Origin of the sequence: Pseudomonas uvaldensis (genome assembly GCF_021271205.1) — a bacterium.
Classification (GTDB): Bacteria; Pseudomonadota; Gammaproteobacteria; order Pseudomonadales; family Pseudomonadaceae; genus Aquipseudomonas; species Aquipseudomonas uvaldensis.
Genome location: NZ_JAIWKS010000004.1, coordinates 224268 through 241868, shown reverse-complemented (window position 1 = coordinate 241868; position 17601 = coordinate 224268). Strand labels below are relative to the sequence as shown.

General features: G+C 59.8%; 18 protein-coding genes and 1 tRNA gene. 16 read left to right on the top strand and 3 right to left on the bottom strand.

Features of this window, described 5'->3' with window-relative positions:
* The first annotated feature begins 19 nt into the window (after window positions 1-19).
* From ybgC to LCU97_RS10870, 10 genes are all read left to right on the top strand, one after another.
* Window positions 20-487, top strand: a complete 468-nt coding sequence (gene ybgC / locus LCU97_RS10915; RefSeq protein ID WP_053146978.1) for a tol-pal system-associated acyl-CoA thioesterase — start codon at window positions 20-22, stop codon at window positions 485-487.
* Window positions 477-1172 (top strand): protein TolQ, encoded by a 696-nt coding sequence (gene tolQ / locus LCU97_RS10910; protein ID WP_053146980.1) that lies wholly within the window; start codon window positions 477-479, stop codon window positions 1170-1172. The genes ybgC and tolQ overlap by 11 nt, the downstream gene beginning before the upstream one ends.
* 23 nt (window positions 1173-1195) lie before the next feature.
* On the top strand, window positions 1196-1648 hold the full coding sequence (gene tolR / locus LCU97_RS10905) for a protein TolR (protein ID WP_172679583.1): 453 nt from the start codon (window positions 1196-1198) through the stop codon (window positions 1646-1648).
* A complete protein-coding gene (gene tolA, locus LCU97_RS10900; RefSeq protein WP_053146984.1) occupies window positions 1648-2709 on the top strand; it encodes a cell envelope integrity protein TolA in 1062 nt (353 codons plus the stop codon). The genes tolR and tolA overlap by 1 nt, the downstream gene beginning before the upstream one ends.
* Window positions 2710-2762: 53 nt before the next feature.
* On the top strand, window positions 2763-4007 hold the full coding sequence (tolB, locus tag LCU97_RS10895) for a Tol-Pal system beta propeller repeat protein TolB (RefSeq protein ID WP_408636373.1): 1245 nt from the start codon (window positions 2763-2765) through the stop codon (window positions 4005-4007).
* Window positions 4008-4059: 52 nt separating this feature from the next.
* Window positions 4060-4560 (top strand): peptidoglycan-associated lipoprotein Pal, encoded by a 501-nt coding sequence (gene pal, locus LCU97_RS10890; RefSeq protein ID WP_053146989.1) that lies wholly within the window; start codon window positions 4060-4062, stop codon window positions 4558-4560.
* A 6-nt stretch (window positions 4561-4566) separates the two neighbouring features.
* Window positions 4567-5400, top strand: coding sequence for a tol-pal system protein YbgF (ybgF, locus tag LCU97_RS10885; protein ID WP_053146991.1), 834 nt, complete (start codon window positions 4567-4569; stop codon window positions 5398-5400).
* Between the two features lie 162 nt (window positions 5401-5562).
* Window positions 5563-6210, top strand: coding sequence for a 7-carboxy-7-deazaguanine synthase QueE (queE, locus tag LCU97_RS10880; protein ID WP_232776372.1), 648 nt, complete (start codon window positions 5563-5565; stop codon window positions 6208-6210).
* Between the two features lies 1 nt (window position 6211).
* Window positions 6212-6904 carry a 7-cyano-7-deazaguanine synthase QueC gene (queC, locus tag LCU97_RS10875; protein WP_232776369.1) on the top strand — a complete coding sequence of 231 codons (693 nt, stop codon included), beginning with the start codon at window positions 6212-6214 and terminating at the stop codon, window positions 6902-6904.
* A 63-nt stretch (window positions 6905-6967) separates the two neighbouring features.
* Window positions 6968-7043: transfer RNA gene (locus LCU97_RS10870), tRNA-Lys, on the top strand.
* Between the two features lie 119 nt (window positions 7044-7162).
* Here LCU97_RS10870 and LCU97_RS10865 read toward each other — a convergent pair.
* Window positions 7163-8098, bottom strand: a complete 936-nt coding sequence (locus tag LCU97_RS10865) for a LysR family transcriptional regulator (protein ID WP_053146997.1) — start codon at window positions 8096-8098, stop codon at window positions 7163-7165.
* A 171-nt stretch (window positions 8099-8269) separates the two neighbouring features.
* Between LCU97_RS10865 and LCU97_RS10860 the strand changes: the two genes are divergently transcribed.
* The 6 genes from LCU97_RS10860 to LCU97_RS10835 are packed head-to-tail and all read left to right on the top strand — an operon-like array spanning window position 8270 to window position 15168.
* Window positions 8270-8887 (top strand): thermostable hemolysin, encoded by a 618-nt coding sequence (locus tag LCU97_RS10860; protein ID WP_053146999.1) that lies wholly within the window; start codon window positions 8270-8272, stop codon window positions 8885-8887.
* Complete coding sequence (locus LCU97_RS10855; RefSeq protein ID WP_232776367.1) at window positions 8884-10446, top strand: AMP-binding protein; 1563 nt, start codon at window positions 8884-8886, stop codon at window positions 10444-10446. The genes LCU97_RS10860 and LCU97_RS10855 overlap by 4 nt, the downstream gene beginning before the upstream one ends.
* Entirely contained in the window at window positions 10421-11302 is an 882-nt protein-coding gene (locus tag LCU97_RS10850) for a TauD/TfdA family dioxygenase (RefSeq protein ID WP_232776366.1), read from the top strand. The genes LCU97_RS10855 and LCU97_RS10850 overlap by 26 nt, the downstream gene beginning before the upstream one ends.
* Before the next feature lie 8 nt (window positions 11303-11310).
* Window positions 11311-12435 (top strand): aminotransferase class III-fold pyridoxal phosphate-dependent enzyme, encoded by a 1125-nt coding sequence (locus tag LCU97_RS10845; protein WP_232776364.1) that lies wholly within the window; start codon window positions 11311-11313, stop codon window positions 12433-12435.
* Window positions 12413-13753 carry an aspartate aminotransferase family protein gene (locus tag LCU97_RS10840; RefSeq protein WP_053147008.1) on the top strand — a complete coding sequence of 447 codons (1341 nt, stop codon included), beginning with the start codon at window positions 12413-12415 and terminating at the stop codon, window positions 13751-13753. The genes LCU97_RS10845 and LCU97_RS10840 overlap by 23 nt, the downstream gene beginning before the upstream one ends.
* Window positions 13754-13755: 2 nt before the next feature.
* Window positions 13756-15168 (top strand): amidase, encoded by a 1413-nt coding sequence (locus LCU97_RS10835; protein WP_232776552.1) that lies wholly within the window; start codon window positions 13756-13758, stop codon window positions 15166-15168.
* Window positions 15169-15178: 10 nt separating this feature from the next.
* Here LCU97_RS10835 and LCU97_RS10830 read toward each other — a convergent pair whose 3' ends face one another.
* Window positions 15179-16090 carry a DMT family transporter gene (locus LCU97_RS10830; RefSeq protein WP_053147437.1) on the bottom strand — a complete coding sequence of 304 codons (912 nt, stop codon included), beginning with the start codon at window positions 16088-16090 and terminating at the stop codon, window positions 15179-15181.
* 129 nt (window positions 16091-16219) lie between these two features.
* On the bottom strand, window positions 16220-17407 hold the full coding sequence (locus LCU97_RS10825; protein ID WP_232776362.1) for a cyanate transporter: 1188 nt from the start codon (window positions 17405-17407) through the stop codon (window positions 16220-16222).
* Window positions 17408-17601: the final 194 nt, after the last annotated feature.

The window sequence follows — 17601 nt, the reverse complement described above, 5'->3', positions numbered from 1 at the left end:
GAGGAGTAAGCACTAGAGTATGCGCGCGCAAAACGGGCTTGAGTCGTTCGCACATCGCTGTCGCGTTTATTACGAGGACACCGATGCCGGCGGCATCGTTTACTACGTCAATTACCTCAAGTTTATGGAACGGGCTCGAACCGAACGGCTGCGGGGACTGGGTTTCGCCCAATCCGCACTGGCAGGGGAGGACCTGTTATTCGTCGTGCATTCCAGCGAAGCGCGTTATCACGCGCCGGCGCGATTGGACGATGAGCTTCTGGTAACGGCCGATGTCATCGAATTGAACCGTGTCAGCCTGCGCTTCAAGCAGCAAGTGAGGCGGACAACGGATAATGCACTGCTCTGTGAAGGGCAGTTTTTGGTGGCCTGTGTGCGCACCCATAGTTTGAAACCCCGGGCCATTCCCGAAGCTCTACGTACGGCCTTTGCCGGCGTGAGCGGCGCGGGTACACACTCAGAGCAGGAGATAAAGCGTGGAAGCTAACGTCGTCGACCATACCTCCATGTGGAGCCTGGTCAGCAATGCCAGTGTCGTGGTGCAACTGGTAATGCTGACCCTGGTAGCCGCATCGGTGACCTCATGGATCATGATTTTTCAGCGTGGCAACCTGTTGCGCGCCGGTCGCCGTGCCCTGGAGAGCTTTGAAGAGCGCTTCTGGTCCGGTATCGACCTGTCCAAGCTCTACCGCCAGGCGGGCAGCAACCCGGATCCGGACTCGGGCGTCGAGCAGATCTTCCGCGCTGGCTTCAAGGAGTTCTCCCGCTTGCGCCAGCAGCCGGGCGTCGACCCCGAAGCCGTGATGGAAGGCGTGGCCCGCGCCATGCGCGTGGCCATTTCCCGCGAGGAAGAAAAGCTCGAACAGAGCCTGCCATTCCTGGCCACCGTCGGTTCGGTCAGCCCGTACATCGGTCTGTTCGGTACCGTCTGGGGGATCATGAACTCCTTCCGTGGCCTGGCTTCCGCCCAACAAGCGACCCTGGCTACCGTGGCTCCTGGTATCGCCGAGGCACTCGTCGCGACTGCCATTGGCCTGTTCGCGGCCATCCCGGCCGTTATCGCCTACAACCGTTTCGCTGCGCGCAGCGAAACGCTGATCGGCCGCTACTACACCTTCGCCGATGAATTCCAGGCGATCCTGCACCGCAAAGTGCACACCAGCGAAGAATAAGCAGGTATTTCCCGATGGCTTTAATCGCTCGAGCCCGAAACAAGCGCAAGCCGGTCGCCGAGATGAACGTGGTGCCCTACATCGACGTGATGCTGGTGCTGCTGGTCATCTTCATGGTGACCGCGCCCATGCTCAACCAGGGCGTGAAGGTCGATCTGCCCAAGGTTTCCAGCGAAGCCTTGCCGCAGGACAACAACACCCAGGTACTGACCATTTCGATCAAGGCTGACAAGACCTATTACTGGAACCTTGGCAGTGAAGTCGACACCGAGAAGCAGCAGGACCGGGCCATGACCTTGCCGCAGATGACCGATGCGGTGACCAAGATCATCAATAATGGCAACCAGAACGGCAAGCGCACCCAGGTCTTCATCCGCGGTGACAAGACGGTCGACTACGGTGCCGTGATGGGCGCCATGGGAGGCCTGCAGAAAGCCGGGGTCGGTAATGTTGGCTTGATCACCGAGGCCCCCTGATGCAGCAACAGCGAGAGCCGTCCGCCTCGGAAAGCTACTTCTGGCCCAGTGTTTGGGCAATTGGCTTGCATGTGCTGGTGTTCGGCATGCTCTTCGTCAGTTTTTCCATGACACCGGAGCTGCCGCCGGCCAAACCGATCGTGCAGGCGACCCTGTACCAGCTCAAATCCAAGAGCCAGGCCACCACACAGACCAACCAGAAGATCGCCGGTGAGGCGAAGAAGTCTGCCGCACGCCAGACCGAAGTCGAGCAGATGGAGCAGAAAAAGGTCGAGCAGGAAGCGATAAAGGCCGCGGAACAAAAGAAAGAGGAAGCTGCTCAAAAGGCCGAAGAAGCGAAGAAGGCCGACGAGGCCAAGAAAGCTGACGAGGCCCGGAAAGCCGATGAGGCGAAAAAAGCCGCCGAGGCCAAGAAGGCAGAAGAGAAACAATTGGCTGATATAGCCAAGAAGAAAGCCGAAGAAGAAGCCAAGAAAGCCGCGGAAGAAGAGGCCAAGAAGGCGGCCGCTGAAGAGGCGAAGAAGAAGATCGTCGAGGACGCGAAGAAGAAAGCGGCCGAAGACGCCAAGAAGAAAGCTGAAGCTGACGAGGCGAAAAAGAAAATCGCCGAAGACGCGAAGAAGAAAGCCGCCGCCGACGCCGCCAAGAAAAAGGCCCAGGACGCAGCGCGTAAATCCGCCGAAGAGAAAAAGGCCCAGGCCCTGGCAGATTTGCTTTCCGACACGCCGGAGCGCCAGCAGGCCTTGGCCGATGAGCAGGGCGATGAAGTCGCCGGCAGTTTCGATGATCTGATTCGTGCCCGGGCGGCGGAAGGCTGGGCTCGCCCACCTTCGGCGCGCCAAGGCATGACGGTGGTCTTGCAGATCGGCATGTTGCCGGACGGTACGGTGGCCTCGGTCAGCGTGGCCAAGTCCAGTGGCGATGGACCTTTCGATGCTTCGGCGGTTGCAGCGGTCAAGAACATTGGACGATTGACGGAAATGCAAGGAATGAAGCCGAGCGATTTCGCTCCCTATCGTTCATTCAAGATGACATTCACACCTGAGGATCTAGCCTTGTGAGAAACCTTCTTCGATCAATGCTTGTCGTTATCTGCTGCCTGGCAGGGATAGCGATGGCAGAGGAAAAGAACATTCTGGTCACCAGCGGCAGCGACCGGGCCACCCCGATCGCCGTCGTACCGTTCGGCTGGCAGGGCGGCAGTGTCCTGCCGGACGACATGGCGGAAATCATCGGCAACGACCTGCGCAACTCGGGTTACTACGCGCCGATTCCGAAGCAGAACATGATCAGCCTGCCGACCCAGGCCAGCGAAGTCATCTACCGTGACTGGAAGGCCCTGGGCGCCCAGTACATCATGGTCGGCAGCATCGTTCCGGCCGGTGGTCGCCTGCAAGTGCAGTACGCCCTGTTCAATGTCGCCACCGAGCAGCAAGTGCTGACCGGAAGCGTGTCGGGCAGCGTCGACCAACTGCGCGACATGGCGCACTACATTTCCGACCAGTCGTTCGAAAAGCTCACCGGCATCAAGGGCGCGTTCTCTACCCGCATGCTCTATGTGACGGCCGAGCGTTTCTCGGAAAACAACACCCGCTACACGCTGCAACGCTCTGACTACGACGGCGCCCGTGCGGTAACCCTGCTGCAATCCCGTGAGCCGATCCTGTCGCCACGTTTCGCCCCCGATGGCAAGCGTATCGCCTACGTGTCGTTCGAGCAGAAGCGTCCGCGTATCTTCGTGCAGCACATCGATACCGGTCGTCGTGAGCAGATCACCAACTTCGAAGGCCTGAACGGTGCGCCGTCCTGGTCGCCGGACGGTTCGCGCCTGGCGTTCGTACTGTCCAAGGACGGTAACCCGGACGTCTACGTGATGAATCTGGCGTCTCGTTCGATCTCCCGCGTTACCAACGGCCCGGGCATCAACACTGAGCCGTTCTGGGGCAAGGATGGCTCGACCATCTACTTCACCTCCGACCGTGGTGGCAAGCCACAGATCTACAAGACCAGTGCCGGTGGCGGCGGTGCCGAGCGCGTGACTTTCGTCGGTAACTACAATGCCAACCCGAAACTGTCGGCGGATGAAAAGACCCTGGTGATGATCCATCGCCAGGATGGTTTCACTAATTTCAAGGTGGCGGCTCAGGATTTGCAGCGCGGCAGCGTAAAAATCCTAACTGATAGCACTCTGGACGAGTCGCCTACTGTTGCGCCCAACGGCACCATGGTAATCTACGCCACCCGCCAGCAGGGCCGGGGAGTGCTGATGCTCGTGTCCATCAATGGACGCGTGAGGCTCCCGCTTCCTACCGCACAAGGCGAAGTCAGAGAACCGTCCTGGTCCCCTTACCTGAACTGACGCGGCGCAATACGTTTTACTTAACACACTGGGGTTCATTAGGAGTTTCACGATGGAAATGCTGAAGTTTGGTAAATTTGCTGCGCTGGCTCTGGCCATGGCCGTAGCTGTAGGTTGCTCGTCCAAAGGCGGCGACAACGCCGGTGAAGGCGCTGTTGATCCGAACGCTGGTTACGGCGCTAACACTGGTGCAGTTGACGGCTCCCTGAGCGAAGAAGCTGCTCTGCGCGCAATCACCACCTTCTACTTCGAATACGACAGTTCGGACCTGAAGCCAGAAGCCATGCGCTCTCTGGACGTTCACGCCAAAGACCTGAAAGCAAACGGCGCTCGCGTTGTTCTGGAAGGCAACACCGACGAACGTGGTACTCGTGAGTACAACATGGCACTGGGCGAGCGTCGTGCGAAAGCCGTTCAACGCTACCTGGTACTGCAAGGTGTTTCCCCAGCTCAGCTGGAACTGGTTTCCTACGGCGAAGAGCGTCCAGTTGCCACTGGCAACGACGAGCAGTCCTGGGCTCAAAACCGTCGCGTCGAACTGCGTAAGAACTGATTCGTCATGCGAACGTGCCGTCGTGCTGTAACTGTTCTGGCTCTCAGCCTCGCGCCATTCATGGCGTGGGCTGCGGTTCCTGTGGTCGATAACGATTCCGGCTATAACAATAGCGGGGGCAGCTATCCGCCTGCGGGTTACGGTACGAACGGCGCCTATGCCGGGGGAGGAGTTTCGGCTCCTGTCTCGGCACAGGGCGAGCTGTTCAACCAACTGCAGCAAATGCAGGATCAGATTTCACGCCAGCAAGGCGCGATTGAAGTGCTGCAAAACGAAGTATCGCGCATGAAACAGGAGAACCTGGAACGTTACCAGGATCTTGATCGGCGCATAGGAACCGGCGTTGCACCCGCCGCGACTCCTGAGAATTCTCCAGCCGGTGGCGACTTGAACGCCCCCGGTGCCGCAGCGGGCGCAGGGGCAGCCGCTCCGGCAGCACCTGCCGCCAGCGGCGAACCGGCCGATCCGGCGAAGGAAAAGCTCTATTACGATGCCGCCTTCGACCTGATCAAGGCCAAGGATTTCGACAAGGCCAGCCAGGCCTTCGCCGCTTTCCTGCGTAAATACCCGAACAGTCAGTACGCGGGCAATGCCCAATACTGGCTGGGCGAAGTGAACCTGGCAAAGGGCGACCTGCAAGGCGCCGGACAGGCGTTCGCCAAGGTCTCCCAGTTGTACCCAAAGCATGCCAAGGTACCGGATTCGCTGTACAAGCTTGCTGATGTAGAGCGTCGTCTGGGTCATACCGATAAGGTCAAGGGGATCCTGCAGCAAGTCGTGGCCCAGTATCCGGGCACATCCGCTGCTCAGTTGGCTCAGCGTGACTTGCAACGCATGTAGACCGACCCGTTTGTGAAGAAACCCGCGCTTGTCGCGGGTTTTTTCGTTAGAATTCACGCCCTTTTCATGAAACACGCTTTTTGGGGCCTGCGCGTTGGCGGGGTTCCTTGAAGTGCCTGACGGAGGCGGACGGCCTGTTTAGCTGTTACGCCCGTGGCGACTATGCAAGACACATTGAGAATCACCGAAGTTTTTTACTCGTTGCAGGGTGAAACGCGAACGGCCGGGTTGCCCACTGTATTCGTGCGGCTCACCGGCTGTCCGTTGCGCTGCCAATACTGCGACAGTGCCTACGCTTTCAGCGGCGGCACTCTGCGAACCCTCGACGATATCCTCGAGCAAGTGGCCGGTTATCGTCCGCGCTATGTCTGCGTCACGGGCGGCGAGCCGCTGGCGCAACCCAATGCCATTCCCTTGATTGAACGGCTGTGTGATGCCGGTTACGAGGTCTCGCTGGAAACCAGCGGCGCTTTGGATATCTCGGCGGTCGATACGCGGGTCAGTCGCGTCCTGGACCTGAAAACCCCAGGCTCCAAGGAGGCGCATCGCAACCGTTACGAAAACATCGAGCTGCTGACACGCAACGATCAGGTCAAATTCGTGATCTGCTCGCGTGAGGATTACGACTGGGCCGTGTCCAAGCTCATTCAGTACGGGCTCGACCAGCGAGCGGGGGAGGTATTGTTTTCCCCGAGCCATCACGACTTGAACGCTCGCGATCTGGCGGATTGGGTGGTGGCGGATAACCTGCCGGTGCGCCTGCAATTGCAGCTGCATAAATATCTTTGGAACGACGAGCCGGGGCGCTGATATGACAGAGCAATCGAACACAGTGGAAAAACGTGCGGTCATCCTGTTGTCCGGCGGCCTGGATTCGGCAACGGTCGTGGCCATGGCCCGCGCCGAAGGCTATCGTTGCTACACCATGAGCTTCGACTACGGTCAGCGCCATCGTGCTGAACTGCAGGCCGCCGAGCGGGTAGCCCGTGATCTGGGCGTGGTGGAGCATAAGGTGATCGGTCTGAACCTCAACGGCATTGGCGGCTCGGCCTTGACCGACAGTTCCATCGATGTGCCAGAGGCCCCGAGCGAAGGTATCCCGGTGACTTATGTGCCGGCTCGCAATACGGTGTTCCTGTCTCTGGCGCTGGGTTGGGCCGAAGTGTTGGGCGCCCAGGATATTTTTATCGGCGTCAATGCCGTGGATTATTCGGGTTACCCGGACTGCCGTCCGGAATTCGTCGAAGCCTTCGAGCGCATGGCCAACCTGGCGACCAAGGCCGGCGTGGAAGGCCAGGGTTTTCGTATCCAGGCGCCGCTGCAAAATCTCAGCAAGGCGCAAATCATCACGGCTGGTGTGAAGCTGGGCGTGGATTATGGACTGACGGTTTCCTGCTATCAGGCGGATGAGCAGGGCCGTGCATGCGGCAAATGCGACAGCTGCCGCCTGCGTGCCGAGGGCTTCAAAGCGGCGGGCGTGGGCGATCCGACCCCATATTTTTGATTTTTTTCAAATTGGGTGTTGAATAGTCCTTAAAAATCAGTATTATACGCGCCACCACGAAGCGGGTCGTTAGCTCAGTTGGTAGAGCAGTTGGCTTTTAACCAATTGGTCGTAGGTTCGAATCCTACACGACCCACCATTTTTAGAAGATTTTGAAAATCTGGAAGGCCCACGAAAGTGAGGATTTCCAGATTTTTTTTTGCCTGCAGAAAAGCCTCGGCGGGGGAACCACGAGCAATTCCCATGGTTCCCCGGCAGTTACAGCAAGCCGTCCTCGGCGCAGACTTTCACAATCTGTTCGCGAAACCAGATGTTGGCGTTGTCTTGGCCGGGCTTCTCGCTCCACACCATATCTAGCGTGAAATTCGGTAGCCCAGTGGGCGGTTTGCGATGGCTGAATCTCTCCTCGTCGCAGGTCAAGGCCTGGATGCGTCGAGGCAGGGTCAGCACGAAGTCGGTCCCGGGGATCATGTTGAGTGCCGCCACGTAACTGTTGGCCCGGGCCACGATTTGGCGGCTATGGCCCTGGCGGGCGAGCCAGCCGTCGACCATGTTGGTGTCGGACGTCCAGGGTGTCGGAAAAACATGCTGACATGCGACAAACGTCTCCAGGCTGAGCACCTCGTCCGGCAAGTCGGCATGCTTGTCGAACACACAAACTAATTCATCTTCCAGCAGTACTTGCGAGCGCAGTCCCTTTGCGCCACGGTGGAAGTTCGGTCCAAAACAAATAACCAGGTCGAAACGCCCATCCATCAATTCATCGACCGGAATATCTTTATGGAGTTTCGTTATATTGACAATGATGGGGAAACGACTGCCGGCAAAACATTTGATCAGTTTTGGGAGTATCAAGAGTTCAAAGTATTCGGGCGCGCAAATGTTGAAAGTGATTTCTTTCTGGGTGGGGTCGAATGTTTGAATGCCTGAATGGCAGATGTTGATCGTGTGAAGAATCTTGACGATATGGCTGTACATCGCACTGGCTTTGTTTGTAGGCCGCATGCCGCTGCGAGTGTTAATGAATAATTCATCTTCGAAGCTTGTGCGCAGCTTTTTCAGGCAGTAGCTGACGGTGGATTGGCTGACACAAAGGGCTTCGGAGACCTCGGTAACGCTGCTCTGTTCGTACACCGCTACGAACACCATGAGGTCCTGCATGTCCAGCTTTCTAAGCAAATTACTATTGAGCATAAGTTCCTTCTAGGCGCATTCCATGGGCTAGCGTCTCTTGTTTTTATGACAAAGACGTTTATTTATATATTAGCGGATGCAATTTATTTTTTAAATGGCTTGTAGGAAATTTCTTAAATATGCTCGCCTCGCTTTTTTTGGAAATCCTGCACAAGGACGGAGGAGGACGAAATGCAAATACGTGTCGCAGAAACCCAAACGCCGTTATGGGTACAAGCCACTGAAGTAGTGAAAGAGAAGTTTCGAAGTTCTTATTCGGCATCGGTTGAACCAAACCCACAATACTTTGCAGTCACTCAGGATCAGGCGGATCGTATTCTCGCGTGTGCCGGAATTACATTTGCCGACCACCGCACGCTGTTTTCCGAGCAATACCTGACGCAGCCGATCGATGAGATTCTGTCCGAACGTTTCGAGAAAACCATCGAGCGTTCAAACATTGTCGAGATTGGGAACCTTATTTCGCATCATCTGACAGCGGGAATGATTCTCGTTAATATGATTCCGTTGTTGTCGTGGTGCATGGGTGGGCATTACCTGTTGTGCACGGTGACGCCCCGAGTCCGGCAAATGATGGAAAGTTGCCAGATTCATTTCGAGCCGTTGTTGACGGCAGACCCCACTCGCCTGGCTGACGACGGCGGCAAGAACTGGGGGACCTATTATTCCAAGGCGCCGGTGACCGGTTTTATTCAGGTCGATCCGAAGCGTTCCCGCTTTGCGGCCATGACCCTCAACACCTCGTTCACTCAACTGCCCAGCGATTCGCTGGCGAGGGCGCAACCATGAGTGGCGGGTTCATCGATCAGTTGCAACTGGCGCTGCAGGTCAACCGCCAGGCGGTCTGCGCGGTCGACTGGTTGTCGGGCAGTGAGTCGGTAGAGCTGACCTACGGGGAGCTTGAGCACCGGGCCATTAATCTGGCCGCGGAACTGCAACGGCGTTTCGCAAGCCCGGCCAACGGCGATCAGGTGGTGTTGGGTATCGCCACGCGCAATAGCAGTGACTGGCTGGTGGCCGACCTGGCTTGCCTGTTCGCCGGGATCACCGCGCTGCCATTACCGTTGGCGTTCAGCCAATCCCAGGCCGAACACTTGGCAGAACGCTGCGACGGGTTTCTGGTGGATGCCGCCGGGCAGCAAACGTTGGCACAACGCTGGAAGCTGAATTTCCCCGACAGCCGCCTGCGGCGTATCAGCGAGCCCGTGATCGAGCAGCCGTTGCTGTACGCGCCGAACGGTAACGATGACTGGATCTGCAAGATCATCCACACCTCGGGAACCACCAGTCGGCCCAAAGGTGTGCGCTTGAGCACCCGTGCTGTCGGTGCGGTGTTGACTTCCCTGCGCCAGCGCATGCCCGCCGATGCCCATCGTCGTTACTTGTCGCTGGTGCCTTTGAGCCTGCTGCTCGAACAGGTGACGGCCGCCTACCTGCCGCTGCTGGCTGGCGGGACTGTGCATTTCCTCCCTCCGAGCGAAGCGCTGCTCGGCGAGCCGGGCGCGTCGCCACAGCGGCTGGTCGATTGGATCCTGCAAGTCCAGCCAACAGCCCTGACGGTACCGCCAGTCATGATCAATCGCTTCCTGGAGCAATTGAAAGAAGGTGGCGAGCCAGGTGAGCGTCTGGCCCGTTATCTCAAGTCCGGTGCGCACATTACCTGCGGAGGCGCGGCGGTGAGCATCGATGCACTGCACGCTTTGGCGGAGCAGGGTATCGAGGTGTACCAAGGTTACGGGCTTTCCGAGAACGCGTCGGTGGTCAGCATGAACACGGCCCAGGAACAGCGCCTGGGCAGTGTCGGCAAGCCGCTTCCCCATGTCCAGGTACGGATCGGCGCGGATCAGACCATCGAGGTCAAGAGCAGCTCACTGTTCAGCGGTTATTCGGGGACGGACCCCAGCGCGTGTTCCATGTCCGTCGACGGCTGGATGGACACCGGCGACCTGGGGATGCTCGACGAAGAGGGTTACCTCTATGTCCATGGGCGCAAGAAGAACGTGATCTGCCTGCCCAACGGCCGCAACGTCAGCCCTGAGCAGGTCGAGCTGGAGTATCGCAAATACCCTGGCGTGAACGACGCCGCGGTGTTTTTCGACGAGCAGCACGGTCTGGTGGCGTTGTTGTGCGTCGAGTCGACTCCGGCCAGCGATGAGCTGGTGAGCTGGTCGACCGGACACTTCTCCGACATCGAACGACCGAGCCGGCTCTGGCTGCTGGCCAAGGACGATCCGCTGATCGAACAACTTTACACCGTTACCGGTCGGCCAAAACGCGCCGATATCGCCACTGTTTTTTCCACTCTGCAAGGGAACGCATCCAATGAGCACACCTGCCTTTCACTTTGAAAACCCGGACATCTCCATCGTCGAATCGCACCACTTCGCCAGCCTGGGCAAGGCTGAGTTGTATGAGCTACTGGGACATTATGGGGTCGTGCTGTTTCGCAACTGCATCCACAGTGCCGAGCAGTTCAGCGCCTACGTCAGGCAGAACAGTTCCCGGCTGAGCCTGGACCCGGCCCGGATCATGGTGGGTGGCGCCGCACAGTTGGTGGATGCCGGCCACCAGGCGGTGGGCCTGCATTGCGAAAACGGCAACTCGCCGTTCTGGCCGGACATCACCTGGTTCTATTGCCAGGAGGCACCACGCAAGGGCTCGCAAACCACGATCTGCGACGGAGAAAAGGTGCTGGCGAAGCTGTCCCCGGCCTGCCGCAGCTTCTTCGAAGAGAATCCGATCCGCTACAGTCGTACCGTGGCCGGGGAGAAGTGGCGCCGGCTGGTTTGCCATTACTCGACCACCTTGTCGGATCCGGCGGCGGTCGTCATCGATGATCTGTTGCAGATCATCGGCGATGATCCGCAGACCCATATCTCTTACAACCCGACCGACGATTCGATTCATTACGCCTTCAGCACGTCGGCCATTCTCACCTCCTCCTTCAGTCAGCGCCCGGCGTTTGCCAATAGCATCCTGGGGCCTTCGTACAACTACGAGGTGCCGGTGATCGACACGGTGAGCGGGCAGGCGATTCCCGCCGAATTCCTCGCCGAGATCGCTGAAGTGTCGGCCCAGTACACCGTTCCGGTGGGCTGGCGTGACCATGACATGGTGATGATCGACAACCGTCGGGTCATGCACGGCCGCGAAACCATCGTCGATGAGCGTCGGCGCATTTTCAATGCCTTGAGCTACCGCTGAGAGATCCCATGAATAACGACAAATATATTATCGGCGGGCAGTACGAGACCTACCTCGACGGCGATAGCCGGCAGATTATCGATCTGACCGGCGGGTTTGGCTTCCAGGTGCCGGCGGTGATCGAAGCGGTCACACGCCAGGCGCAGATCATGGGCCTGTCCAATCGGGTACTGATGTCTGAACCGCTGATTGCCTTGTGCCGCCGTCTGGCGGAGGTGTTGCCAGCGCCGCTGGTCAGCTCCTATGTGTGCAGTTCGGGTGACGAGGCGTTCGAAGGCGCCTTGAAGCTATGCAAGGGCCTCAAGCCAAAGGGCAACACCATCGTGTTTGTACAGGGTGGCGATTACGGTTCGCTGACTTACGGGCGTTGCCTCAATGCCACCCAGGGCGACCTGGGTGTGCAGGCTTTCCTCGGCTTCAAGCGGGCGGCGATTCGTCATCTCGCCGACCTGGACACGGTGGACTGGAACGATTGCTTCGCGGTGTGTCACAGCAATACCCGTCTTGATGCCAATGGCCGGTTGCAAATGCTCGAACCCGCGCTGGTCGAGCGCCTGCACGCCCGCGCGGCGCAGGCTTCGGTGCCGGTCATCGCGGTCGATACGCAAACTTGCCTCGGTAGCCTGGGCACACTGTTCGGCTTCCAGCATTTTCGCCCCGTGCCGGATATCGTCGTGTTGGGGGGAGCCCTGGGCGGTAGCGCGATTCCCATTGGCACTTACACCTGCAGCGAACACATGGCCTGGCAGGTCTACGGCCGCAGCAGTCCGGCCAAGCATGGCAGCACCACGGCTGGCAACCCGATGGCCTGTGTCGCAGCCCTGGCCGCGCTGGATTATGCGCAGGTCAACGACTCGCCCCGGCAATGCCGGGACAACGGCCAGCGACTGGCGCAGACCCTGGCGTCATTTGGTGCCGTGGCCGAAGGCGCCTGGGTCAGTCTGCCGCTGGCCGACGACCTGCAACCGAGCGCGGTGTGCGAGGCGCTCTATGAAAAAGGCGTCTATGTCAGCGTTCCTCGCGGTCGCGAGTTGATCCTGCGTTGCCCGATCACCGCTCGTCCCGAACCTATCCAACGTGCCGCAAACATCATCAAGGAGACGCTGAGCCATGTCCTTACTCAGGCCGCATGAACAACTGCTGGACGATTGCCAGCGGCACTGGAGCGCATCGGCAGCCAAGCTGTATCGCCTGGGCAAGACCACCGTCGAGCAACAGGCCGATGGCATCCACGTCACTGACCACAACGGCAAGCGTTTCATCGATTGCGCGTGCAGCTATGGCGTGTTCATCGTCGGGCATCGCAACCCGATGGTACGCGAGCAGGTGCAGGCGCAACTGAATCAATTGGCCTGGGTGCCGGAAGGTCGGCGTCATCCGCTGCAGGACAAACTGTCCGAGCGCCTGTGCCAGTTGGTGCCGGGGGAGTGGGGCGATGTGCAGTACATGGTGTCCGGCGCCGAAGCGGTGGAGCAGAGCCTGCGCTATGCCTTGCGGATCCAGCCGCACCGGCGCGGCATCGTGGTGATGAGCGGCTCCTACCATGGCAAGACCCTGGCAGCGATGAGCATCCTTGGGCAGCGACAGAACCACAGCAGCTATGGCATCGCGCCGTCCGACGTCACCTGCGTGCCCTACGGTGATTTTGCCGCTCTGCAAAAGGCCGTGGGCGAGGGCGTGTGCGCGGTCTACGTCGAGCCGATCCTGGGCGGTGCCCATCTGCAAGTGCCGCCGGTGGGCTATATGGCCAACCTGCGGGCCTTGTGCGATGCCACTGGCACCCTGTTGGTGGCGGATGAGATCCAGACCGGTTTCGGTCGCTGCGGCAAGTGGTTCGCCGTGCAGTATGACGATGTCGTGCCCGACATCATGATCCTCTCCAAGGGTCTGACCGGTGGCTACACATCGTTTGCCTGCGCCATGTACAGCCAGCGCCTGGCCAGCCAGTACCCGCTCAGCGAAATCGAGCCCGACACACGCACCAACGGTGGTCATCCGGTGGCGTGTGCCTCGGCGCTCGCCGCCATCGACTACATCGAGCAACACAACCTGGTGGAACAGTCGCGGATCAACGGCGGATTGCTGCGCCATGGCTTGCAACGTCTGGCGCTGCGCTATCCGCACATCGTCGAGGACGTGCCAGGGGTGGGCCTGATGACGGGCCTGCGTTTGCGCGGGTCGGTTTATGAGGCCTTGATGAGCATGGAGTTGGGCAAGCGCGGCATTCATGCCGGGCACTCGATGAATGAAAAGGCCGAACGCCCGGTGTTGCGCTTCTATCCGCCGCTGAACATTTCTCCCGATGCGTTGCGCCATGTCCTGACGATGATCGAAGAAGCTCTGGAAGCCATCGACCGGCGACCGAAGCTGGCGGTCAAGGCGTTCTCCCTGGTGGTGCGCAACATGTACCAGTTGCCCAACAAATGGCTGCGCAGCAAGGAGGCGTCGTGAGCATGTTCAACCCCGACACCCTGACCCTGCGAGAAATGGCCGGCCTGCTGCGGCGGGGCGTGCTGACCAGTGTCACGTTGCTGGAGTTCTACTTGCAGCGCATCGCCGAGCGAAATCGGCAGATCAATGCACTGATCCAACTGGCGCCCGTGGAGGAACTGCGGCGCCAGGCCCGCGAGGCTGACGAGATGGCACGCATCGGGCAAATCAGCGGTCCGCTGCATGGCATCCCGATCACCGTCAAGGATGTGCTCCATGTCCGTGGGTTCAAAATGTCCCGCGGGCTGGAGGAGCTGCTGGGCGAGACCAGCCAGCAGGACGCAACGGCGGTCGCCCGGCTCCGACAGGCCGGCGCGATCATCCTGGGCATCAGCAATGTGCCTGAACTGTGCATGGCCTTCGAGACCGAAAACCTGATCTACGGCCGTACCCTCAACCCCCACGACTTACAGCGCTCGGCCGGCGGCAGCAGTGGCGGTGAGGCCGCCGCGATCGCCGCCGGGTGCTCGCCGGCGGGCCTGGCTTCCGATGCCTGCGGCAGCGTGCGCATACCGGCGCATTTCAACGGCATCTGTGGCCTCAAGCTGACCCAGGGCCGCGTGCCCTTGACCGGCCAGTTCCCCAACGACCGTTCCGGGCTGTTTCACCTGACTTCGGCGTTTGGGGTGATGGGGCGGTATGTCGATGACCTGGCGCTGCTCGGGCCGTTGATCAGCGGTGCCGACGGCCTCGACCCGGACACGGTCGACGTACCGTTCGCCGACAGCGAGCCGCTGGCCGACCTGCGTATCGCGCTGTTCTCGGAGTCGGGTCGCACGCCGGTCAGCGCGTCGGTGCGCCAGGTGTTGCAACAGGTCGAGCATTGCCTTGAGTCGGTGGTGGCGCAGGTGAGCCAGCTGGCGCCGTCGATGCTCGAAGAGGCTTGCGATGTGCTGTGGCGGGTGTTCATCACCGGTGCCGATGCCGGACGAGGCTGGCGGCAGATGTTCGAGACCATGAACAAGCGCCGCTTCACCCCGGCCATCGCTCAGTTGATGGACATGAGCGAGGCCGTGGAGTTGACCGTGGATGAAGTCAAGCGCGACTGGATCGCCATCGACACCTTCCGCTATCAACTGGCGAAGTTCTTCAAGCAGCATGATCTGCTCATTTGCCCTGTGTTCCCGGACGTCGCCTTCCGTCATGGGGAGTCCCTGGAGGACCGCGACCGCTATGCCTTCGTCTTCCCCTTCAGCCTCAGCGGTTCGCCGGCGGTGGTGATCCGCGCCGGCACCGACCCCGTCACCGGGATGCCTATCGGCATCCAGATTGTCGGGCCTCATTGGCAGGAAGAGCGCTTGCTGGCGGTGGCGGCTTTTCTGGAGCGGGAACTGGAGCGTTGGAGTCCGGTTGCCCCACGCCCGGTATCGACTTGATGACCGGCTCTCAGGCCGTAACGGTCTTCGCGTTACGGCTTGAGATCACCAGTGCCAGCATCCCCACGCCCACCAGCGCAGCGCCGGTGATCTCCAGGGGCAGGGGGGGCTGTCTGAACCAGAACCAGTGGAGCAGCGTCACGAAGAGTGTATTGAGGTACACGTAGGAAATCACCGTGGACGGTGCGATTACCCCGATTGCCCGATGCAATAGCCAGAACGTAGCGAGGGTACCGAACAGAGCCAGATACACCAGCCAACCGATATCCAGCGTCGACAGTTGCAGGGCGCTGCGCCAGCCTCCACTGAACAGGCAGAACACCAACAGGAACAGTGAACCGAACAGCATGTTCCAGAAGGTCATCGCCACCGGATCCCGTCCCTTGAGCGCCTTGGCCTTGAATCGCTGGCTGAGAGGTGAATACAGCGCCATCGCCAGGCAACCGGCACCGAATACCAGCACCGGATAGAGCGCAGGCATTTGCCCGGGCGCCGAACCTTTGAGCGTCAGCAGCACGGCGCCGGCCGCGGCGATCAGCATGGGCAGCAGGCGGGTCTTGAGATTCGGACTGGGCAGCAGGAAAACCTCGAAGAACAGCGTCATCAAGGGCACGAGTGTGTACAGCGTCGCGGTATTGACCGCCGAGGTGTAACGCAAGGCTTCGAACAGCGAACCGAAGTAGGTCGCCAGCAACAAGCCAAGGACCGCGTGCGCCAACAAGCCTTGGGTGGAGATGGGCGAGCTTTTTTTCAGCAGCAGTAGCGGAAGAAACATCAAGGCGGAAAACAGCAATCGCAAGCCCGTGAGCAGAATTGGATCGATCGCCTGGCTGACCTGAGCCGCCGCAAAGAACGACGAAGCAATCAGCATTGCCCAGATGAGCATGCCCCAGTGAGCGGCTGCAAAACCGACGTTTTTCATCAAGGTCTGATTCCTGCGTTTGAGTACCGGAACGTCATGATGGGCAAATCCGTCGGCCGTCATGGGTAGGTTTGAATAAAACAGGGCCGCAATCATTGCAGCCCTTCAAGCACACGAGCCGAACAGGCACTAGCTGATGTGACGTGCGTACTGCTTGGGATTGAAGCGCAACACCATCAGGATCATCAGTGCCATCACCGCGGTGAGCGACCACCAGGCCCATTCGAAGCTGCCCAGCTGATCCCGGATCATCCCGGCGATCAACGGTGAAAGCCCGGCGATCAGATAGCCGATGCCTTGCACGAACGCCGTCAGGCCACCGGCCCGGCGCGGGTTGTCCAGGTGATCGAGGGAGACGATCAGGCTCATGGGGAACAGGCCGCCGATACCCAATCCCAGCAAACAAGGCCACAACAGGCTCAAGCGTTCCGGGCTGAGGATCAGACCGCAGAACCCTGCCATGATCAAGGCCAGCAGGACGGCCAGAACCAGGCGTTTATCCTGGCTGCGGTTGGCAATCGCCGGGGTGACGAGGCCGGACAGCACTTCCATTGCCGTGAGGAAGCCCAGCAACAGGCCTGCATGTTGTTCGCTCCAGCCTTTTTCCACGTAGTACGGCGCCAGCCAGGCCAGCACGCAGGTATAGGACGCAGTGCCCAGGCCAAAGAAAATCGCCAGCAACCAGGCCCGGCCATTGGCGAAGAATGACTCTTGCTGCCGGTTCGGGGCGTCGGGCAGAGGCGTGACCGCCGAACGCTGGGCGTACCAGCAACCGAGGGCGACCAGTGCCAGGATCGCCCAGATGGCCAGGCCGATACGCCAGCTGCCGGTCTGGGTCAGGACGAAGGGTGAAAACGATGCCGCGAGCGCCGCTCCACCCATGATCGATGTGACGTACAACCCCATGAACAGCGAGACGTTGTCACTGAAGCGTGATTTGATCAGAGCCGGCATCACCGCCTGGATCAGGGCGATCCCTATCCCGGCCACTACCGCGCTGACGATCAACTCGACGGCGCTGTCCAGGTACAAGCGCGACGCTGTGGCGAGGCCGATGATCAACAGCGACAGCACGATGGTACGGTGTTCGCCGATGCGCAAGGCGATGCGCATGCCCAGGAACATCGCCAGGCCCATGGCCATGACCGGCAGCATGGTCAGCAGCGAAGCGGCGCTGAAGCTCAACGGCACCTCGCCACGAATGGCTGACAACAATGGCCCGACGGCAGCCATGGAGGGCCGCAGGTTCAGCGCCACCAATACCACGCTGACCATCAGCCAGACGGCGTGGGTACTTGAAGTTCGAACGTTTTCCATAACAGAGCCTTGGCCGAATAAAAATGCCATTTAGGCCGGGAAGCGAGGCGTGGGGCAAATTGAAAACTTGGCAGGGCTATTGAAAGATTAAATGCGCTGGAAACCGCTGCGGGAGCAGGACTGTCCGCGATAGCGAACTGCCTGGGCCGTGATGTTGGATGTGCCGCCGTCATCGCGAGCAGCTCGCTCTCACA

Bases quoted from the DNA above. Each gene is read 5' to 3' on its own strand.
- ybgC (WP_053146978.1), top strand. From the start codon at position 20: ATGCGCGCGCAAAACGGGCTTGAGTCGTTCGCACATCGCTGTCGCGTT.
- tolA (WP_053146984.1), top strand. From the start codon at position 1,648: ATGCAGCAACAGCGAGAGCCGTCCGCCTCGGAAAGCTACTTCTGGCCC.
- tolB (WP_408636373.1), top strand. From the start codon at position 2,763: ATGGCAGAGGAAAAGAACATTCTGGTCACCAGCGGCAGCGACCGGGCC.
- pal (WP_053146989.1), top strand. From the start codon at position 4,060: ATGGAAATGCTGAAGTTTGGTAAATTTGCTGCGCTGGCTCTGGCCATG.
- ybgF (WP_053146991.1), top strand. From the start codon at position 4,567: ATGCGAACGTGCCGTCGTGCTGTAACTGTTCTGGCTCTCAGCCTCGCG.
- queE (WP_232776372.1), top strand. From the start codon at position 5,563: ATGCAAGACACATTGAGAATCACCGAAGTTTTTTACTCGTTGCAGGGT.
- queC (WP_232776369.1), top strand. From the start codon at position 6,212: ATGACAGAGCAATCGAACACAGTGGAAAAACGTGCGGTCATCCTGTTG.
- LCU97_RS10865 (WP_053146997.1), bottom strand. From the start codon at position 8,098: ATGCTCAATAGTAATTTGCTTAGAAAGCTGGACATGCAGGACCTCATG.
- LCU97_RS10860 (WP_053146999.1), top strand. From the start codon at position 8,270: ATGCAAATACGTGTCGCAGAAACCCAAACGCCGTTATGGGTACAAGCC.
- LCU97_RS10855 (WP_232776367.1), top strand. From the start codon at position 8,884: ATGAGTGGCGGGTTCATCGATCAGTTGCAACTGGCGCTGCAGGTCAAC.
- LCU97_RS10850 (WP_232776366.1), top strand. From the start codon at position 10,421: ATGAGCACACCTGCCTTTCACTTTGAAAACCCGGACATCTCCATCGTC.
- LCU97_RS10845 (WP_232776364.1), top strand. From the start codon at position 11,311: ATGAATAACGACAAATATATTATCGGCGGGCAGTACGAGACCTACCTC.
- LCU97_RS10840 (WP_053147008.1), top strand. From the start codon at position 12,413: ATGTCCTTACTCAGGCCGCATGAACAACTGCTGGACGATTGCCAGCGG.
- LCU97_RS10835 (WP_232776552.1), top strand. From the start codon at position 13,756: ATGTTCAACCCCGACACCCTGACCCTGCGAGAAATGGCCGGCCTGCTG.
- LCU97_RS10830 (WP_053147437.1), bottom strand. From the start codon at position 16,090: ATGAAAAACGTCGGTTTTGCAGCCGCTCACTGGGGCATGCTCATCTGG.
- LCU97_RS10825 (WP_232776362.1), bottom strand. From the start codon at position 17,407: ATGGAAAACGTTCGAACTTCAAGTACCCACGCCGTCTGGCTGATGGTC.